General features: G+C 70.5%; 15 protein-coding genes and 1 pseudogene. 10 read left to right on the top strand and 6 right to left on the bottom strand.

Annotation, left to right across the window (positions count from 1 at the left end; all coding sequences use genetic code 11):
- The 3 genes and pseudogenes from AB0M59_RS08810 to secA form a co-directional block, all read left to right on the top strand.
- Positions 1 to 236: pseudogene (locus tag AB0M59_RS08810) on the top strand (hypothetical protein); the annotation flags it as partial.
- A 521-nt stretch (positions 237 to 757) separates the two neighbouring features.
- Positions 758 to 1,444, top strand: coding sequence for a ribosome-associated translation inhibitor RaiA (raiA, locus tag AB0M59_RS08815; protein WP_364610961.1), 687 nt, complete (start codon positions 758 to 760; stop codon positions 1,442 to 1,444).
- Positions 1,445 to 1,651: 207 nt separating this feature from the next.
- Positions 1,652 to 4,537, top strand: coding sequence for a preprotein translocase subunit SecA (gene secA / locus AB0M59_RS08820; RefSeq protein ID WP_364610964.1), 2,886 nt, complete (start codon positions 1,652 to 1,654; stop codon positions 4,535 to 4,537).
- Between the two features lie 352 nt (positions 4,538 to 4,889).
- On the opposite strand, the gene AB0M59_RS08825 is transcribed toward secA, so the two are convergent.
- On the bottom strand, positions 4,890 to 5,336 hold the full coding sequence (locus tag AB0M59_RS08825) for an Rv3235 family protein (protein ID WP_364610967.1): 447 nt from the start codon (positions 5,334 to 5,336) through the stop codon (positions 4,890 to 4,892).
- A gap of 228 nt (positions 5,337 to 5,564) precedes the next feature.
- Between AB0M59_RS08825 and AB0M59_RS08830 the strand changes: the two genes are divergently transcribed.
- The gene (locus AB0M59_RS08830) at positions 5,565 to 5,939 is read left to right on the top strand and encodes an HAD-IA family hydrolase (RefSeq protein WP_364611468.1); all 375 of its coding nucleotides are present in this window, start codon (positions 5,565 to 5,567) and stop codon (positions 5,937 to 5,939) included.
- A 3-nt stretch (positions 5,940 to 5,942) separates the two neighbouring features.
- Here AB0M59_RS08830 and AB0M59_RS08835 read toward each other — a convergent pair whose 3' ends face one another.
- A complete protein-coding gene (locus AB0M59_RS08835) occupies positions 5,943 to 6,704 on the bottom strand; it encodes an RNA methyltransferase (RefSeq protein ID WP_364610969.1) in 762 nt (253 codons plus the stop codon).
- Between the two features lie 34 nt (positions 6,705 to 6,738).
- Here AB0M59_RS08835 and AB0M59_RS08840 point away from each other — a divergent pair, with 34 nt between their 5' ends.
- Together AB0M59_RS08840 and AB0M59_RS08845 are read left to right on the top strand one after the other, a co-directional pair.
- Positions 6,739 to 8,145: a wax ester/triacylglycerol synthase family O-acyltransferase gene (locus AB0M59_RS08840; RefSeq protein WP_364610971.1), complete on the top strand. Its 1,407-nt coding sequence runs from the start codon at positions 6,739 to 6,741 to the stop codon at positions 8,143 to 8,145.
- Complete coding sequence (locus tag AB0M59_RS08845; protein WP_364610974.1) at positions 8,142 to 8,633, top strand: hypothetical protein; 492 nt, start codon at positions 8,142 to 8,144, stop codon at positions 8,631 to 8,633. The genes AB0M59_RS08840 and AB0M59_RS08845 overlap by 4 nt, the downstream gene beginning before the upstream one ends.
- Before the next feature lie 341 nt (positions 8,634 to 8,974).
- Here AB0M59_RS08845 and AB0M59_RS08850 read toward each other — a convergent pair whose 3' ends face one another.
- From AB0M59_RS08850 to rsgA, 3 genes are all read right to left on the bottom strand, one after another.
- A complete protein-coding gene (locus tag AB0M59_RS08850) occupies positions 8,975 to 9,721 on the bottom strand; it encodes a hypothetical protein (RefSeq protein ID WP_364610977.1) in 747 nt (248 codons plus the stop codon).
- A 69-nt stretch (positions 9,722 to 9,790) separates the two neighbouring features.
- Positions 9,791 to 10,681, bottom strand: a complete 891-nt coding sequence (locus AB0M59_RS08855; RefSeq protein ID WP_364610980.1) for a hypothetical protein — start codon at positions 10,679 to 10,681, stop codon at positions 9,791 to 9,793.
- 101 nt (positions 10,682 to 10,782) lie between these two features.
- A complete protein-coding gene (gene rsgA / locus AB0M59_RS08860) occupies positions 10,783 to 11,805 on the bottom strand; it encodes a ribosome small subunit-dependent GTPase A (protein WP_364610983.1) in 1,023 nt (340 codons plus the stop codon).
- A gap of 117 nt (positions 11,806 to 11,922) precedes the next feature.
- Between rsgA and AB0M59_RS08865 the strand changes: the two genes are divergently transcribed.
- Both AB0M59_RS08865 and AB0M59_RS08870 read left to right on the top strand, forming a co-directional pair.
- A complete protein-coding gene (locus AB0M59_RS08865; RefSeq protein WP_364610986.1) occupies positions 11,923 to 12,693 on the top strand; it encodes an SOS response-associated peptidase in 771 nt (256 codons plus the stop codon).
- Positions 12,690 to 13,298 (top strand): alpha/beta family hydrolase, encoded by a 609-nt coding sequence (locus AB0M59_RS08870; protein WP_364610989.1) that lies wholly within the window; start codon positions 12,690 to 12,692, stop codon positions 13,296 to 13,298. Before AB0M59_RS08865 ends, AB0M59_RS08870 begins: the two co-directional genes overlap by 4 nt.
- Positions 13,299 to 13,432: 134 nt before the next feature.
- On the opposite strand, the gene ybaK is transcribed toward AB0M59_RS08870, so the two are convergent.
- Entirely contained in the window at positions 13,433 to 13,909 is a 477-nt protein-coding gene (ybaK, locus tag AB0M59_RS08875; RefSeq protein WP_364610992.1) for a Cys-tRNA(Pro) deacylase, read from the bottom strand.
- A gap of 193 nt (positions 13,910 to 14,102) precedes the next feature.
- Here ybaK and AB0M59_RS08880 point away from each other — a divergent pair, with 193 nt between their 5' ends.
- Complete coding sequence (locus AB0M59_RS08880) at positions 14,103 to 14,726, top strand: sigma-70 family RNA polymerase sigma factor (protein ID WP_364610995.1); 624 nt, start codon at positions 14,103 to 14,105, stop codon at positions 14,724 to 14,726.
- Entirely contained in the window at positions 14,723 to 15,043 is a 321-nt protein-coding gene (gene rsrA / locus AB0M59_RS08885; protein WP_364610998.1) for a mycothiol system anti-sigma-R factor, read from the top strand. The genes AB0M59_RS08880 and rsrA overlap by 4 nt, the downstream gene beginning before the upstream one ends.
- The last annotated feature ends 214 nt before the right edge of the window (positions 15,044 to 15,257 follow it).

The following is a 15,257-nucleotide window of genomic DNA, read 5'->3' on the forward strand; positions in this document are numbered from 1 at the left end:
GGCCGCCGGCTGCGATCGCCGCGTGGTGGCTGGGCGCCGACCCGCGGTGGCCGCCGGCTGCGATCGCCGCGTGGTGGCTGGGCGCCGACCCGCGGTGGCCGCCGGCCGCGACCGCCGCTCGGCTCCACCTGCCGGTCCAGCAGGCCGCGCAAGTCACCCCACCCGCGCCGACCACCGCAAACCCCGCACATCTCGCCTCACCCCGCACCCGGGTGACCCCCACGTCACCTACATGAGTGACATCCGCCGGGAACGCACCAGCCCCCGCGGCCGTTGTCCCGGCATGAGGGTGTCGATCATCAGCACTCGGCCGCCGCACCACTCCACCGGAGTGGCGGCTGCGGCGGACCAGGCCGTCACCCTCGGCGTCCACCAGCCGGCGGCGATGCGCCGTCCGTGTGAACCCACGGCGAACGCGCAGCGTCCGACCAGCGGGAGTTTTCTGGTGTTCACCCTCCGCTCACTGCGCGGGGTGACGGAGTCTCATTCCTCGACATCCCCCGGCTCGGGGGCTGTTGCAACGGGCGTGAGGAAGCTAACGTGCTCCGCTATCAGCAATCCCCGCAGGCAGGGAGGTGACGAGCCCATGTCCCTGGCGCCGGAGGTGCGCTGAGTCCGCGCTCGGGCTCCCGGCACGAGACGTCGTGAACCGTTCCCGAGTTCCTTCTCAGCCCGCGATCCGGGCTTCCGTCCCCGCTACACCGGCGCCGTGTGTGAACTCAACAGCTCGCAGTCATCTCAGCGAGGGAGGTCGTGTATGGACATCGTCGTTAAGGGCCGCAACGTAGAGGTGCCCGAGCACTATCGGGCACTCGTCAGCGAAAAGCTGGCCCGCCTCGAGCGCTACGACAGGAAAGTCATCCGGTACGACGTGGAGCTGTTCCACGAACCCAATCGGCGCCAGGCCAAGAGCTGCCAGCGCGTCGAAATCACCGGAAAGGGGCGAGGCCCGGCCGTACGCGCTGAAGCGTGTGCCGCCGACTTCTACGCAGCGCTCGATTCCGCAGTCACCAAGCTGGAGAACCGGCTGCGGAGGACACACGACCGGAGGCGCGTGCACTACGGGCGCAGCCGCCCGGAATCGGTCGCCGAAGCGACCTCGGCCCTGCCGGGTGGTGGATCCCCGGCCGCAGCCAGTCCCGCCGCGCGTACCGCGGTGTTGGAAGCACCCGAAGCCGAGCCGCAGACGAACGGCTTCGAGGTCGCCGGAGAGATCCATCTGCCCCAGCAGCAGAGCTGGGCCGATGACGACCTGGGTCACCAGCCCGGTCGCGTCGTTCGCGAAAAGCAGCACACCGCGGATCCCATGACGGTGGACCAGGCTCTCTACGAGATGGAGCTGGTCGGCCACGACTTCTACCTCTTCAACGACTCGGAGGCAGGCCGGCCCAGCGTGGTCTACCGGCGGAAAGGCTTCGACTACGGCGTGATCCGGCTCGGCTGAGCCGGTCCTGAAGGAGGCCTTCCGGATGGCCCGCACGCGGCTCGCGTGCGGGCCATCCGCACGTCCACACCTACGGCGTGTGCACACGACGCCCACCGTTCCCTACGATGGGGTGGGACGGTGGCGCCGACCACGGCGGCCGCCGCGGGAAAACCTGCCCGGGACCGGCCTGGGCGCACTCATTGATCAGCTAGTGAGGTCGACCGGATGGTGCTGAACCGCCTGCTCCGCGCGGGTGAGGGCAAGATGGTGAAGCGGCTGCGCAACATCGCCGATCACATCAACACCCTCGAAGACGACGTCAAGGACCTGACCGACGCCGAGCTGCGGGCCAAGACCGACGAGTTCCGCAAGCGGCACGGCGACGGCGAGTCCCTGGACGACCTGCTGCCGGAGGCCTTCGCGGTCGTCCGGGAGGCGGCCAAGCGGGTGCTCGGCCAACGCCACTTCGACGTCCAGCTCATGGGCGGCGCGGCGCTGCACCTCGGACAGGTCGCCGAGATGAAGACCGGTGAGGGCAAGACGCTCACCTGCGTCCTCCCGGCCTACCTCAACGCCATCCCCGGCCAGGGTGTGCACGTCGTCACGACGAACGACTACCTGGCCAAGCGCGACTCGGAGTGGATGGGCCGCATCCACCGGTTCCTCGGCCTCGAGGTCGGCGTCATCCTGTCGGAGCAGCAGCCGGACGTCCGGCGCGCCCAGTACAACGCCGACATCACCTACGGCACGAACAACGAGTTCGGCTTCGACTACCTGCGCGACAACATGGCGTGGAGCCTCGACGACTGCGTGCAGCGCGGGCACCACTTCGCCGTCGTCGACGAGGTGGACTCGATCCTCATCGACGAGGCCAGGACGCCGCTGATCATCTCGGGCCCGGCGGACCAGTCGTCGCGGTGGTACGTCGAGTTCGCCCGGCTCGCGCCGCTGATGCAGGGCATCGACACCACCACGATGGGCTCGCGTGAGCGCACCGAGAAGACGAACCTGATCAACTCGAAGTACCACTACGAGGTCGACCAGCGGAAGCGCACCGTCGCCGTCACCGAGAAGGGCGTCCGGTTCGTCGAGGACCAGCTCGGCATCGACAACCTGTACGAGGCCGCGAACACCCCGCTGGTCGGGTACCTGAACAACGCGCTGAAGGTCCAGGAGCTCTTCCACCGGGACAAGGACTACATCGTCCGCAACGGCGAAGTCATGATCGTCGACGAGTTCACCGGGCGCATCCTGGCCGGCCGCCGCTACAACGAGGGCATGCACCAGGCGATCGAGGCCAAGGAAAAGGTCGAGATCAAGGCCGAGAACCAGACGCTGGCGACGATCACGCTGCAGAACTTCTTCCGCCTCTACACCAAGCTGTCCGGCATGACCGGTACGGCCGAGACCGAGGCCGCCGAGTTCCACCAGACCTACAAGCTGGGTGTGGTGCCGATCCCGACGAACCGGCCGATGGTCCGCGCCGACCAGCCGGACCTGATCTACAAGACCGAAGACGCGAAGTACGAGGCGGTCGCCGAGGACATCGCCGAGCGGCACGAGAAGGGCCAGCCGGTCCTGGTCGGCACGACGAGCGTCGAGAAGTCCGAGCGGCTGTCGAAGCTGCTGGTGAAGCTGAGCGTGCCGCACGAGGTGCTGAACGCGAAGCACCACGACCGGGAGGCGCTGATCGTCGCCCGCGCCGGCCAGAAGGGCGCCGTCACGGTCGCCACGAACATGGCGGGCCGCGGTACGGACATCGTGCTCGGCGGCAACCCCGACCTCATCGCCGACCACGTGCTGCGCGAGCGGGGCCTGGACCCGGTCGAGCACTCCGAGGAGTACGAGGCCGCCTGGCCCGCGGTCCTGGAGCAGGTCAAGGAAGAGTCGAAGGCCGAGGCCGAAGAGGTCCGCGAGGCCGGTGGCCTGTACGTGCTGGGCACCGAGCGGCACGAGTCGCGCCGCATCGACAACCAGCTCCGCGGCCGGTCGGGCCGTCAGGGCGACCCCGGCGAGTCCCGCTTCTACCTCTCGCTCGGTGACGAGCTCATGCGCCGCTTCAACGCGACGATGGTCGAGCGCGTCATGACGACCATGCGGCTGCCCGACGACGTGCCGATCGAGCACAAGATGGTCTCCAAGGCCATCAAGAGCGCGCAGACCCAGGTCGAGCAGATCAACATGGAGCAGCGCAAGGACGTCCTCAAGTACGACGAGGTCATGAACGAGCAGCGCAAGGTGATCTACGCCGAGCGCCACCGCGTGCTGGCCGGCGAGAACATGCGCGACCAGATCGAGGGCATGCTCCGGGACGTCGTCAACGCCTATGTGGACGGTGCGACCGCCAACGGCTACGCCGAGGACTGGGACCACGAGAAGCTGTGGACGGCGCTGAAGCAGCTCTACCCGGTCAGCATCGACTGGGACGACCTGATGGAGGACGGCGACCTCGACGCGCAGGGCCTGCGTGAGGCGCTGCTGCAGGACGCCCGCAACGCCTACGACAAGCGCGAATCGGAGATCAACGCGCTCGTCGGCCCGGACGGCATGCGGACCCTGGAGCACCAGGTGATGCTGACGGTCCTCGACCGCAAGTGGCGCGAGCACCTGTACGAGATGGACTACCTCAAGCAGGGCATCGGCATGCGGGCGCTCGCGCAGCGCGACCCGCTGATCGAGTACCAGCGCGAGGGCTTCGACATGTTCCGCGCGATGCTCGACTCGCTGAAGGAGGAGGCCGTCGGCTTCCTGTTCAACCTTCAGGTCGAGCGGGCCGAGGCGCCGCCCGCCGAGGCCGCGGCCGCGCTGCCCACGGGCGTCGCTTCGGGCAACGGCCAGGCGTCGGAAGGCCGGCACGCGCGTCCGGCACCGCCGCAGCCGCCGACGACCGACACCGAGTCCGTCCCGGCCGCCCTGCGCGGCAAGGGCCTCGGCGGCGGTGGCCAGCAGTCGGGCGTGACGCTGTCCGGCCCGGGCGAGGACGGCGAGGTCGAGTCCCACGCCGACGGCGAAGCGCAGGCCGCGGGCGGTGGCGGCGGGGGCACCCGCCGGGACCGCCGTGCCGCGCAGCGCGACGCCCAGAAGAAGGGCAAGAAGGGCCCGCGTCGCTGACGGGGTTTCCGGAGCCGGGGTGCGCACGCGCGCCCCGGCCCTATTTTGTGCGACGAGTTCTTTGCGCTGTGTGCGCAATGTCGGCGGTGGCGCGAGCGCTTAGCCAGCTTTCGGGCACCCCGAACCGGAGTACCCGGATCCGGCGGACCGGCTTCCGGACCAGCCGGTCGGCGAATCGGGACGCGTGGTCCGGGCGTTGCCGTCCCTGACTCGCCCGACCGCGCCGATGGGGTGGGAGTCGCGCTTCAGGGCGAGTTACGGCCCGGGCGCTGGAGGTTTCGACCGAAACCTCCAGCCACCCAGCCACAGTCCCCGCCGAGCCCCGGCGGCGAGCGGGCGGAGCGAGCGCGGCTCACGCCGCCGCCTGCCGGCGCGCCTGCTGGTCCGGCCGCCCCGGCTTCAGCAGTGCGAAACGTACGCACTGCCAGCCCGCCGGGGTCCGGGTGAAGCGGGCCGCCAGGGCGAACGACCGGCCCTCCGCCTCCACGCGGGCGCACGCCTCGATCACCCCCGGCACCGGAGTGCACACGTGGACCCGGTGCAGCCGGTGCCGCGGCCGCGCCGACTGCGGCCCGCTGAGGCCCGTGAAGACCTCCGGCGCCACCAGCCCGCGGATCTGCGGCACCGGCCGCCGGCCGTCGTACGCCTCCAGCAGCATGGTCAGCACGCGACTGACCTCACCCGCCTCCAACTGCCGGGGCGCCGGCCACCGGGCGTCGCCGCGCCGGTGTTCGGGCCCGGTCACCGCCGGCGGCCGTTCCGCCCGGCGCTGCACTTCGTTGTGGACCAGCGTTCTCACGCGGTGTTCCTCGGACATTTCCTCCCCTCCCGGGCGTGGCATTTCGCCGCCGCCACGCCTTAGAGGGGGGAACCGGCCCGAAAGGCGATGGGAATCGCCCGATTCGGGAAAGAACTGGTGAAGCTATGGATTCGCCGACGCCGGTGCGGTAAGCGCGATCCGTTGTTGCGCTGGGCGAGACAACGCGTCGCCGCCACGGCTATGGTGTGCCGGGTGCTGAAGGGGTTATTGGTCGATTTCGCCGGAGTTCTCACGGATCCCGACGCCGGCCGCTTCTACGATTACCTGGCGGCCGCGCGCGAACGAGGGGTTCGCACCGCGTTGCTGTCGAACGCCCCTGGGGCGTCGGCCGAGGTCAAGAAGACCATGTTCGACTATTTCGACGCACTCGTGTTTTCCGGCGAGGTCGGTGTCGCCAAACCGGATCCCGCGGTCTACCTGATCGCGGCCGACCGGCTCGGCCTGCCCGCCGTGCGGTGCGCGTTCGTCGACGACTCCGCCGCGAACGTCCGTGGCGCCGTCCAAGCGGGCATGGTCGGCGTGCACCACCGGACGGTCGGGGAAACGCTCACCGAGCTCGGCGCGCTGTTCCCGGACGGGTGAGCGTCATCGCGCCCGGCGGACCAGTTCGAAAGACAGGACCGCCGCGGCCGCTGAGACATTCAGCGACTCGACGTCACCCGGCATGGGAATGGACACCCATTCCGTGACGAGCTCGCCGACTTCGGCGCCGACTCCGGCCGTCTCGCCACCGAGCACGAACGCGGCGCGCTGCGGCAGGTCGACGTCGAAAATCGTGGTGCGCGCCGACGCACCGAGCGCGTAAAGGCCGAAGCCGGCTTCGGTGAGCATTTCGGCGGCGTCGCGCGCGGAACCGCACCGCAGCACCGGCGCGCGGAACGCGACGCCGGCCGACGCCTTCACCACCAGCGGGTCGAGCGCCGCGACGCCGCGGCGCGGCACGATCACGCCGTCGAGCCCCGCGGCGGTCGCCGTGCGCAGGATCATCCCGACGTTCGCGGGCGTGGTGATGCCGTCGAGCAGGAGCACGCGCGACGGCGGCCGACGGTCCGACAGCGCGGTTTCGAGCGCGCGCATCCGCGGCGCGACGACGTCGGCGAGCACACCCTGGTCCTGCTTGCCGTTGCCGGCGAGCACCTTGACCCGGTGGGCGCTGGCGCGCTGCACCGCCACGCCGGCCTCCTTGGCCGCGCGCTGGATCTCCGCCGCGCCGGGACCGCGGGCGGTGTCGGCGAGGATCACCTTGTCCACGCGCAGGCCGTCGTCGGCCAGTGCTTCGAGCACCGGCTTCCGGCCGTACACGGTCAAGAAGCGATCTTTTGGCGAGACAGTCGACTCATCACCCACACCCGGCAGTCTCGCACTGTGTAAGGATCGGCTCATGCCCGACCGCCTGTCCGCGCTGGACGCCTCGTTCCTCTACGTCGAGGACCACGCGACGCCGATGCACGTCGGCGGGGTGGCGATCTTCGAGCGGCCGCGCTCCGGGTTCAGCTACGCGCAGCTGCTCGACCTCGTCGGGGCGCGGCTGGCGTACCTGCCGCGCTACCGCCAGCGCGTGGCCGAGGTACCCGGCCACCTCGCGCGGCCGGTGTGGGTGGACGACGTCGACTTCGACCTGAACTACCACGTCCGGCGCTCGGCGCTGCCCCAGCCGGGCAGCGACGACCAGCTGTTCGACCTGGTCGCGAGGCTGATGTCGCGGCGGCTGGCGCCGGAGCGGCCGCTCTGGGAGGCGTACTTCATCGAGGGCCTGGCCGGCGACCGGGTGGCGCTGGTGACCAAGACCCACCAGTCCGTTGTGGACGGTGTCGGCACGATCGAGCTCGGCCAGCTCATCCTCGACCCGACGCCGGCCGAGCCGGAGCCGTTCGAGGACATCTGGACACCGCGGCGCGAGCCGAGCCGCACGCAGCTGGTGCTGGACGCGGTCAGCGAGGGCGTCCAGCGGCCGGGCGAGGTCGTGGAGAACGTCCGCTCGGCGGCGAACGACGCGTTCGCGGCGGCGGGCAAGTTCGCCGAGACCGTCGGTGGCGTGGCCTCGACGCTGCGCACGCTGGTGACCCCGGCGCCGACCGGGCCGCTGAACGTCCGGGTGTCCGGCGGCCGCGTGTTCTCGGTGGTCCGGACGCGGCTCGAGGACTTCCGCAAGATCCGCGCGGCGCACGGCGGCACGGTCAACGACGTCGTCCTCGCGGCCATCACGGGCGCGCTGCGCGAATGGCTGCTTTCGCGCGAGGAGACGCTGACCCCGCACGCGACGATCCGCGCGCTGGTCCCGCTGGCGGTCCGCGACGCCGAGACGGCGGAGTATTCGACGCCGGCGCTGGTCGGCAACCAGGTGGCCGCGTACCTGGTGGACCTGCCGGTCGGCGAGCCCAACCCGGTGCTGCGGCTGCAGCACATCGGGCACGCGATGGCCGAGCACCTCGACTCGGGGCGTCCGGTGGCGGCGCGCGGGCTGCTCAAGGTCGGCGGCTTCGCCCCGGCTACGCTCCATTCCCTGGGGGCGCGAGCGGCGGGGTCGCTGTCCGGGCGCATCTTCAACGTCATGGTGACCAACTCGCCGGGCCCGCAGGTGCCGATGTACGCGGGAGAGGCCAGACTGGTCGAGATGTTCCCGGTGATGCCGCTGATGCGCACCCAGGCGCTGGCGATCGGGGTGACGTCGTATCACGGCGGCGTCTACTTCGGACTGAACGGCGACCGCAAGGCCGCGTTCGACGTCGACCTCGTCGCCGGGATGATCGAAGAGTCCTTGGAAGAGCTGAAGGGTGCGCACTGGTGAGGGTCTATCTGCCTGCGACCATCGCGATGCTTCGCGACCTCGAATCCTCGGGGGAGTTCCGCGCCCGCAGCGGAACGGCGTTCGCGTTGACGCCGGCCTTGCGCGAGGCGTATTCGAGCGGTTCGGACGAAGAGCTGGAGTACGCGGCGCTACTGGACGCGGCCCGGGCCTCGCTGCGGCTGATCGCGGCGGAGGAGAAGGGCGAGCCCCGCCGCGTGGTGATTTCGGCGGACGTCGCGGGAGTGACGTTGCGGCCGGACCTCGACGCACCGGTGGTCCGCATCGGCGGACCGATCCCGCTGTCGGCGGTGGCGGCGATCCACGTGGACGCTTCGGAGGCCGGAGACGCGGTGGCCGCGGCGGCGGCGGTGATCGACGCGGCGGACCTCGGGGACCCGGACGCGGAGTTCACGCTCGGGGACGCCGAGGACCACGAGTTGGCTTGGTACGCGCCGCAGGAACTGCCGTTCTTGCTGGAGCTGCTCTGAGTTGTCCACAGGTGGGACTTCCTGTGGACAAGTGGGGTTGATCTGGGGATCCGGTCGGGGGTGGCCGGTAGACTGGACTCGGGGACGCCCCCCAGGGACGGGCGGGGGCTGTCTGGCCGGCGGTGGTTGACCTGCAGGGCTGGCCGCGAAGCCGCGGCGACACGCTCGGCGGCCGTGTTGAGGTCTTGAATGAGTCATTCAGGACCTCCCAAGACCTGAATGACTCATTCAAGACAGCCATGCTGGGTTGCCCGCCGTCGCAGGTGTCGCGAGTGAGTCATTCGAGACGCTCGCACCACCCGGCCATCGGCGGCGACCCATAACGGCCGAACAAAAGCGACCTACCCCACCTCGCCCGCAGGCGGGGGCTGCACGTCGACCGGCACTCCCCACTCGCTGTACCGCGTCGTGATCCGAGCTTCCCCGCCCTGCAAAATCGGCGACAAATCCAGTACGACCTGCAACGGCCGGTGCGAGTCGTCGAGCCAAATCTCCACCGGGAACTTGCCGAGCCGCCCGGCCGAGTCCGCCGGCAGGCCCGCGGGCAGATCGGCACCCAGCCGGGACAGGTCCAGCTCCACCCGGTAGTGCTCCGCGGCCACGCCACTCAAGTCCGTGCGCTCGGAAGAGACGATCGAGCCCGCCGTCCGGATCTCGCCGAGCGTGTGCGCCGGGTCGTTCTGGGCTGCCAGCTGTGCGAGGCTGCCGCCGAGGACCTGTGAAAACGGGTCGGTTCCGTCCGCCGCGACCGCCACCCACGGCTTTCCCGCGCCGACCTCGTCGCGGGAACCCTCCGGGACCTTCGCGTACAGCTTCCCGGCCACCAGCCGCAGCTCCATCGGCTCGCCGATGAAGTCGGTCGTCATCACCTGGGACGTCCCGCCCGCGCCGAACCGCGCCTGCCCTTGGCCCTTCGACCGGACCTGACCCACCGCGACGTCCGTGGTGAACTTCGCCGAGCCGCCGCTCGTCGTGGCCGCCGTGGCGGCGTCGGCCAGCGCCCGCGCCTCGGTGAACGCGGGTGGGGGCGGCGAGCCGGAGCAGCCGGCGAGCAGGACGAGCAGCAGCACGACGGCGGCTTTGCGCATGGCGCCAACAAAAACACAGCGGCTCCCCCGAACCCGTTCGGGGGAGCCGCTGCTACTCAGAGTCTCCGGTCAGCGACCGGCCTTCTTCATCAGCTCGCCGAGGTCGACGACCTGGTCGGCCGGCGGGGCCGTCACGTCGACCTGGGTGCCCCAGTCGGTGTACTTCATCGTGAACTTCGAGTCGCCCGCGGGCGCGCCCAGCGCCTGCATCATCGGGCCCTGGTCCATGGTGACCTGCACCGGCAGGTTGTCCTTGTTCAGCCACAGCTCGGCCGGGATCTTGATGTCCTTGCCCTTGAGCATGTCGGCGACCTTGTCGCGGGTCGCGGCCGGGAGCTGCCCGGTGAACTGGTCGACCGCCTTCGCGATGTCCAGCTCGACCTTGTAGTGGTTGACCTGTTCGCCGTTCAGCTCGGTCTGGTCGGAGGAGATGATCCGGCCGGCCTTCGAAATCTGGTCGAGCATCTTGCTCGGGTCGCTCTGCTCGGCCGACTGCGACAGCGACGCGCCCAGTGCCTGCGAGACGGGGTCGGTGCCGTCGGCCGAGATCTTGGCCCACGACTTGTCGGTGCCCATCTGCTTCTGCTGGTCCGCGGGCAGCTTGATGTACATGACCTTGTCGACCATGCGCATCTCGGTGGTCTCGCCGGCCGCGGTGCTGGTCATCGAGAACGTGGTGTTCGCGCCGTCGAAGGCCATCGCGCCGGTCGCGCTGATGGTCTGGCCGGCGGCGGAGCCCTCCATGGTGAACTTCGCCGACTTGGACTTCTCGGTGCCCTGCTTGGACGCCGACGCCAGCTGGATCGCGTCGGTGAACGGCGAGGCGAGGAGGCCGCCACCGCCGTTGGCCTGGGTCTGGTTGCCCGCAGCGGCCGGCTCGGCGGTGCCGGAGTTGCCGCCGCACGCCGTCAGCGTGAGCACCAGCGCCGCGCCCGCGGCGACCAGGGTGGTCTTGCGCATCGAATTCCCCTCAGAGTCGGATGGTCCGCTCGGCATATCGCCCGATCGGACGAATAGTTACCACTGGGACGGTGACGATCCGCTACGGGTTCCCGGTTGCCTCAGGATTCCGTGGCGCGGGTCACCTCGTGACCACCGCGAGAGGCCAGCAAGCGCCGCAGCGACGCGAGCCGCTCGGGGAGCGCCGTGCCGTCCGCGACGACGTCGTCGAGCGCGCAGTCCGGGTCCTCGGGCGGGCCCAGGTGCCCGCAGCCCGACGGGCACTCCTCGGCGGCCGCGGCGAACTCCTCGAAGGCGTCCACGATGTCGTCCGCGGTGACGTGGGCCAGGCCGAACGACCGTACGCCCGGCGTGTCGATCACCCAGCCGCCGTCCGGCAGCGGCAGCGCGACCGCCGCGACGGACGTGTGGCGCCCCTTGCCGACCGCGCTCACCACGCCGACGGCCAGCGCGGCGTCCGGGACCAGGCGGTTCACCAATGTCGACTTGCCGACACCGGAGTGGCCGACCAGCGCCGTCACGCGGTCCTTCAGCATCTCGGCGAGGCCTTCGGGCTCTTCGTCGTAGCGGGTCACGATCGCCGGGATGTCGAGGCCCGCGTAGCCCGCGAGGAGCTCGTCCGGGCTGGCCAGGTCGGCCTTCGTCAGGCACAGCACCGGCTCGACCCCGCCCGCGTAGCAGGCGACCAGGCAGCGGTCGATGAAGCCGGTGCGCGGCGGCGGGTCGGCGAGTGCGGTGACGATCAGCAGGCGCTCGGCGTTGGCGACGACCAGTCGCTCGAACGGGTCGGTGTCGTCGGCCGTGCGCAGCAGCGAGCTGGTGCGCTCGTCGACGCGGATGATGCGCGCGAGGGTGTCCGGCTTGCCGGAGACGTCGCCGACGATCCCGACTCGGTCGCCGACGACCACCGGGGTCCGGCCCATCTCGCGGGCCCGCATCGCGGTGATCACCCGTGCGGGATCGGCGTCGACCGCGCAGGTCCAGCGGCCGCGGTCCTTGCCGATGACCATGGCGTTGACGGCGTCGGCGTGCTCGGGACGGCGCTTGCTGCGAGGCCTCGTGCCCTTGCCCGGACGCACGCGGACGTCGGACTCGTCCAGCTTGCTCCAGTCGTTGCGCGCCAAACCCTCGTCCTCTCGTGCGCCGGTGCCACCCGAATGATCCCACGCCGCTCGCCACGGCCCTGGCCTGCGTGTAACGATGGCGTCCCGGACGTTTCTCACGCGGCGAGGAGGTTGGCGATGTGCGGCCGCTATGCCGCCACCAAGGACCCGGCGAAGCTGATCGAAGAGTTCGAGGCCATCGACCTCACCGAAGGTCATGCGCGCGCGGACCACAACGTCGCGCCGACGAAGAACGTGGTCACGGTCGTGCAGCGGCACCCGCGTGACGAAGACGGCCAAGTCCTCGAGGACGAGCCCGCCGAGCGCTCGCTGCGGATGATGAAGTGGGGCCTGGTGCCGTTCTGGGCCAAGGACCCGTCGGTCGGCTCGCGGATGATCAACACGCGCGCCGAGACGGCCGCCGAGAAGCCTGCCTTCCGGCGCGCGCTGGTGTCCCGCCGCTGCCTGGTGCCCGCCGACGGCTGGTTCGAGTGGCGCCGCACCGGCAAGGAGAAGGAGCCGTTCTACATGACGGAGCCGGACGGCTCCTCGATCGCGTTCGGCGGGATCTGGGAGAGCTGGCACCCGAAGGACGACAAGGACGCGGCGCCGCTGATCACGTTCTCGATCATCACGACCGACGCCGCCGGCCAGCTGACCGACGTCCACCACCGGATGCCGCTGATCGTCCCGAAGGTGCATTGGGACGGCTGGCTCGACCCGGACCGCGACGATGTCACGGACCTGCTGGTGCCGACCCCGGACGACATCGTGGCGTCGCTGGAGCTGCGGCCGATCTCGAGCAAGGTGAACAACGTCCGCAACAACGGGCCCGAGCTGCTGGAGCGTGTCGACCCGCGGCAGCAGCTCGATGACGAGGGTGCGCTGTTCGACGCGCCGAAGTCATGACGGCCCTCACGATCGACACCGCGTACGGCCCGGCCCGGGTCTACCTGCACTGCGCCGAGGAGGGCGTGGCGGTACTCATGCTCGGCCACGGCGCGGGCGGCGGCCTCGGCGCGAAGGACCTGGTCGCGGTGACGCGCGCGGCGCAGACGGCCGGGGTGCACGTGGCCTTGGTGGAGCAGCCGTACAAGGTGGCGGGCCGCCGCGCGCCGGCCCCGGCGAACCAGCTGGACACGGCGTGGCTGACGATCGCGGACGAGCTTTCGGAGCGCTTCGACGACCTGCCGTTCGTGTTCGGCGGGCGTTCGTCGGGGGCGCGGGTGGCCTGCCGGACGGCGTCGGCCGGGCAGGCGGTGGCGGTGCTCTGCCTGGCGTTCCCGGAGCACCCGCCGGGCCGGCCGGAGAAGACGCGACAGCCGGAGTTCGACGCGGTCGAGGTCCCGACGCTGGTGATCCAGGGGGAGCGCGACCCGTTCGGCCGGCCGAAGGTGGGGGCGCACCAGGAGCTGGTCCTGGTGGACGGCGACCACAACCTGGGCAAGGACCTGGAGACGGTCTCGCGGGCGGCGACGGAGTGGCTGTCCCGGGTGCTGCGGCCGCTGGCCTGAGCCGGTCCCGAGCGCCCCAATGTGGCGTGGCGTTGGTTGCGTCTGACGCACCGAACGCCGCATTGGGTGCGTCTGACGCACCGAACGCCACATTGGGGCGCTGGCGGCCGGCCAACAAGCGCGTAGTCCGCGGCTCAAGCCCCGATCGGTGCCACCACCGCCGACGTCAACCGGATCAGCTCACCCGGTGCCAGTTCCACCTCCAGCCCCCGCCGGCCGGCCGAACAGAAGACCGTCTCGAACGTCGGAGCCGAGGCGTCGATCACCACCGGCAGCCGGCTCCGGTGGCCCAGCGGCGAGATCCCGCCCAGCACGTACCCGGTAGCCCGCTGAGCCGCCGCCGGATCGGCCATCTTGGCCTTCTTGCCGCCCGCCGCGGCCGCCAGAGCCTTCAGATCCAGCTGTCCCGTGACCGGGACCACGCCCACGACGAGACGGCCGTCCACCTCGGCCACCAGCGTCTTGAACACCCGGGCGCGCTCCAGGCCCAGCGCCTCGACCGCCTCCAGACCGTACGACTCCGCGCGCGGGTCGTGGTCGTACGCGTGCAGCGTGTGCGCCACTTTCTGCTTCGACAGCAACGCCGTCGCCGGGGTGCCCTTGCCAGCCATGGGCCGGAGTCTAGGGAATGCCCGCACCCCCCGATCGGTTGTACGGGACGTGACACCAACCCTCGCCACCACACGCTCTCGCAGCCGCCGCCGCCCTGAGGCACCGGCGAACCGCGGTGTGCCCGGCCCCCGCGTAAACTCGACGTCGCCGTATGCGCGCACGCGCATCGACGCCGAGCGGGAAGGGAACGGTTTGCCGAGCACGCAGAACCCAGCGCCGGAAGAAACGACCGAGGCCGAGCGCGCCGAGCGTTTCGAGCGGGACGCGATGCCGCTGCTCGACCAGCTGTACTCGGCCGCGATGCGGATGACGCGCAACCCGGCCGATGCCGAGGACCTGGTCCAGGAGACCTACCTCAAGGCGTACGCCGCCTTCGCGTCGTTCAAGGCGGGCACGAACCTCAAGGCGTGGATGTACCGCATCCTCACCAACACCTACATCAACGGTTACCGCAAGCGGCAGCGGCAGCCCGTCCAGCAGCCCACCGAGGAGATCACCGACTGGCAGATCGCCAAGGCCGAGGCACACACCTCGAGCGGGCTGCGGTCGGCGGAGGTCGAGGCGATGGACAACCTGCCCGACACCGACGTGAAGGCCGCGCTGCAGAAGCTGCCCGAGGAGTTCCGGCTGGCCGTCTACCTGGCCGACGTCGAGGGCTTCGCGTACAAGGAGATCGCCGAGATCATGGACACCCCCATCGGCACCGTGATGTCCCGCCTGCACCGCGGCCGCGCCCAGCTGCGCGACCTGCTCGCCGACGTCGCGCGCGAGCGCGGCTTCATCCGCGGCGCGAAGGAAGAGGTGGCGGGGCGATGAACGACATGTGCGAGGGCGCGTCCGACAAGGTCCGCTGCGAAGAGGCGCTCGCCGACATCTACCTGCTCCTCGACCGCGAGTGCAGCCCCGAGCGGGACGCCGCCCTGCGCGCCCACATCGACGACTGCCCGCCGTGCCTCGAGGAGTACGGCATCGACGAGCACCTGAAGCAGCTGCTGGCCCGCAAGTGTGGCGGTGACCACGCTCCGGCCGAGCTGAAGAGCCGGCTGCGCGCGTCGATCCGTCAGACTGTCGCGACCCGCGGCGGCGTCACGGTCGAACGCACCGAGATCACCCTCGAGCAGCGTTCCGAATAGCGTCCGAGCACGACGAAAGGCCCCCGCACCTCGGTGTGGGGGCCTTTTTGCGTGCCGACGCCGGGTTCAGGAGTTGGGCTTACCGCCGTGGTTCGCGCTGTTCTTCTTCCGGCTGCGACGCTTGCGGGCGCGCTTCGACATGTTCACTCCTCGTCGTCAAAGCTGGTCAACCTCTCAAGTGTGTCATGACGTCCCGTTCTGGTTGGATGGGGTG

Origin of the sequence: Amycolatopsis sp. NPDC051371 (assembly GCF_040682155.1) — a bacterium.
Lineage (GTDB): Bacteria > Actinomycetota > Actinomycetes > Mycobacteriales > Pseudonocardiaceae > Amycolatopsis.

Excerpts from the sequence above, each read along its gene's own strand:
- raiA (WP_364610961.1), top strand. The coding sequence starts at position 758 with ATGGACATCGTCGTTAAGGGCCGCAACGTAGAGGTGCCCGAGCACTAT.
- secA (WP_364610964.1), top strand. The coding sequence starts at position 1,652 with ATGGTGCTGAACCGCCTGCTCCGCGCGGGTGAGGGCAAGATGGTGAAG.
- AB0M59_RS08840 (WP_364610971.1), top strand. The coding sequence starts at position 6,739 with ATGCCCGACCGCCTGTCCGCGCTGGACGCCTCGTTCCTCTACGTCGAG.
- AB0M59_RS08850 (WP_364610977.1), bottom strand. The coding sequence starts at position 9,721 with ATGCGCAAAGCCGCCGTCGTGCTGCTGCTCGTCCTGCTCGCCGGCTGC.
- AB0M59_RS08855 (WP_364610980.1), bottom strand. The coding sequence starts at position 10,681 with ATGCGCAAGACCACCCTGGTCGCCGCGGGCGCGGCGCTGGTGCTCACG.
- AB0M59_RS08865 (WP_364610986.1), top strand. The coding sequence starts at position 11,923 with ATGTGCGGCCGCTATGCCGCCACCAAGGACCCGGCGAAGCTGATCGAA.
- AB0M59_RS08870 (WP_364610989.1), top strand. The coding sequence starts at position 12,690 with ATGACGGCCCTCACGATCGACACCGCGTACGGCCCGGCCCGGGTCTAC.
- ybaK (WP_364610992.1), bottom strand. The coding sequence starts at position 13,909 with ATGGCTGGCAAGGGCACCCCGGCGACGGCGTTGCTGTCGAAGCAGAAA.
- rsrA (WP_364610998.1), top strand. The coding sequence starts at position 14,723 with ATGAACGACATGTGCGAGGGCGCGTCCGACAAGGTCCGCTGCGAAGAG.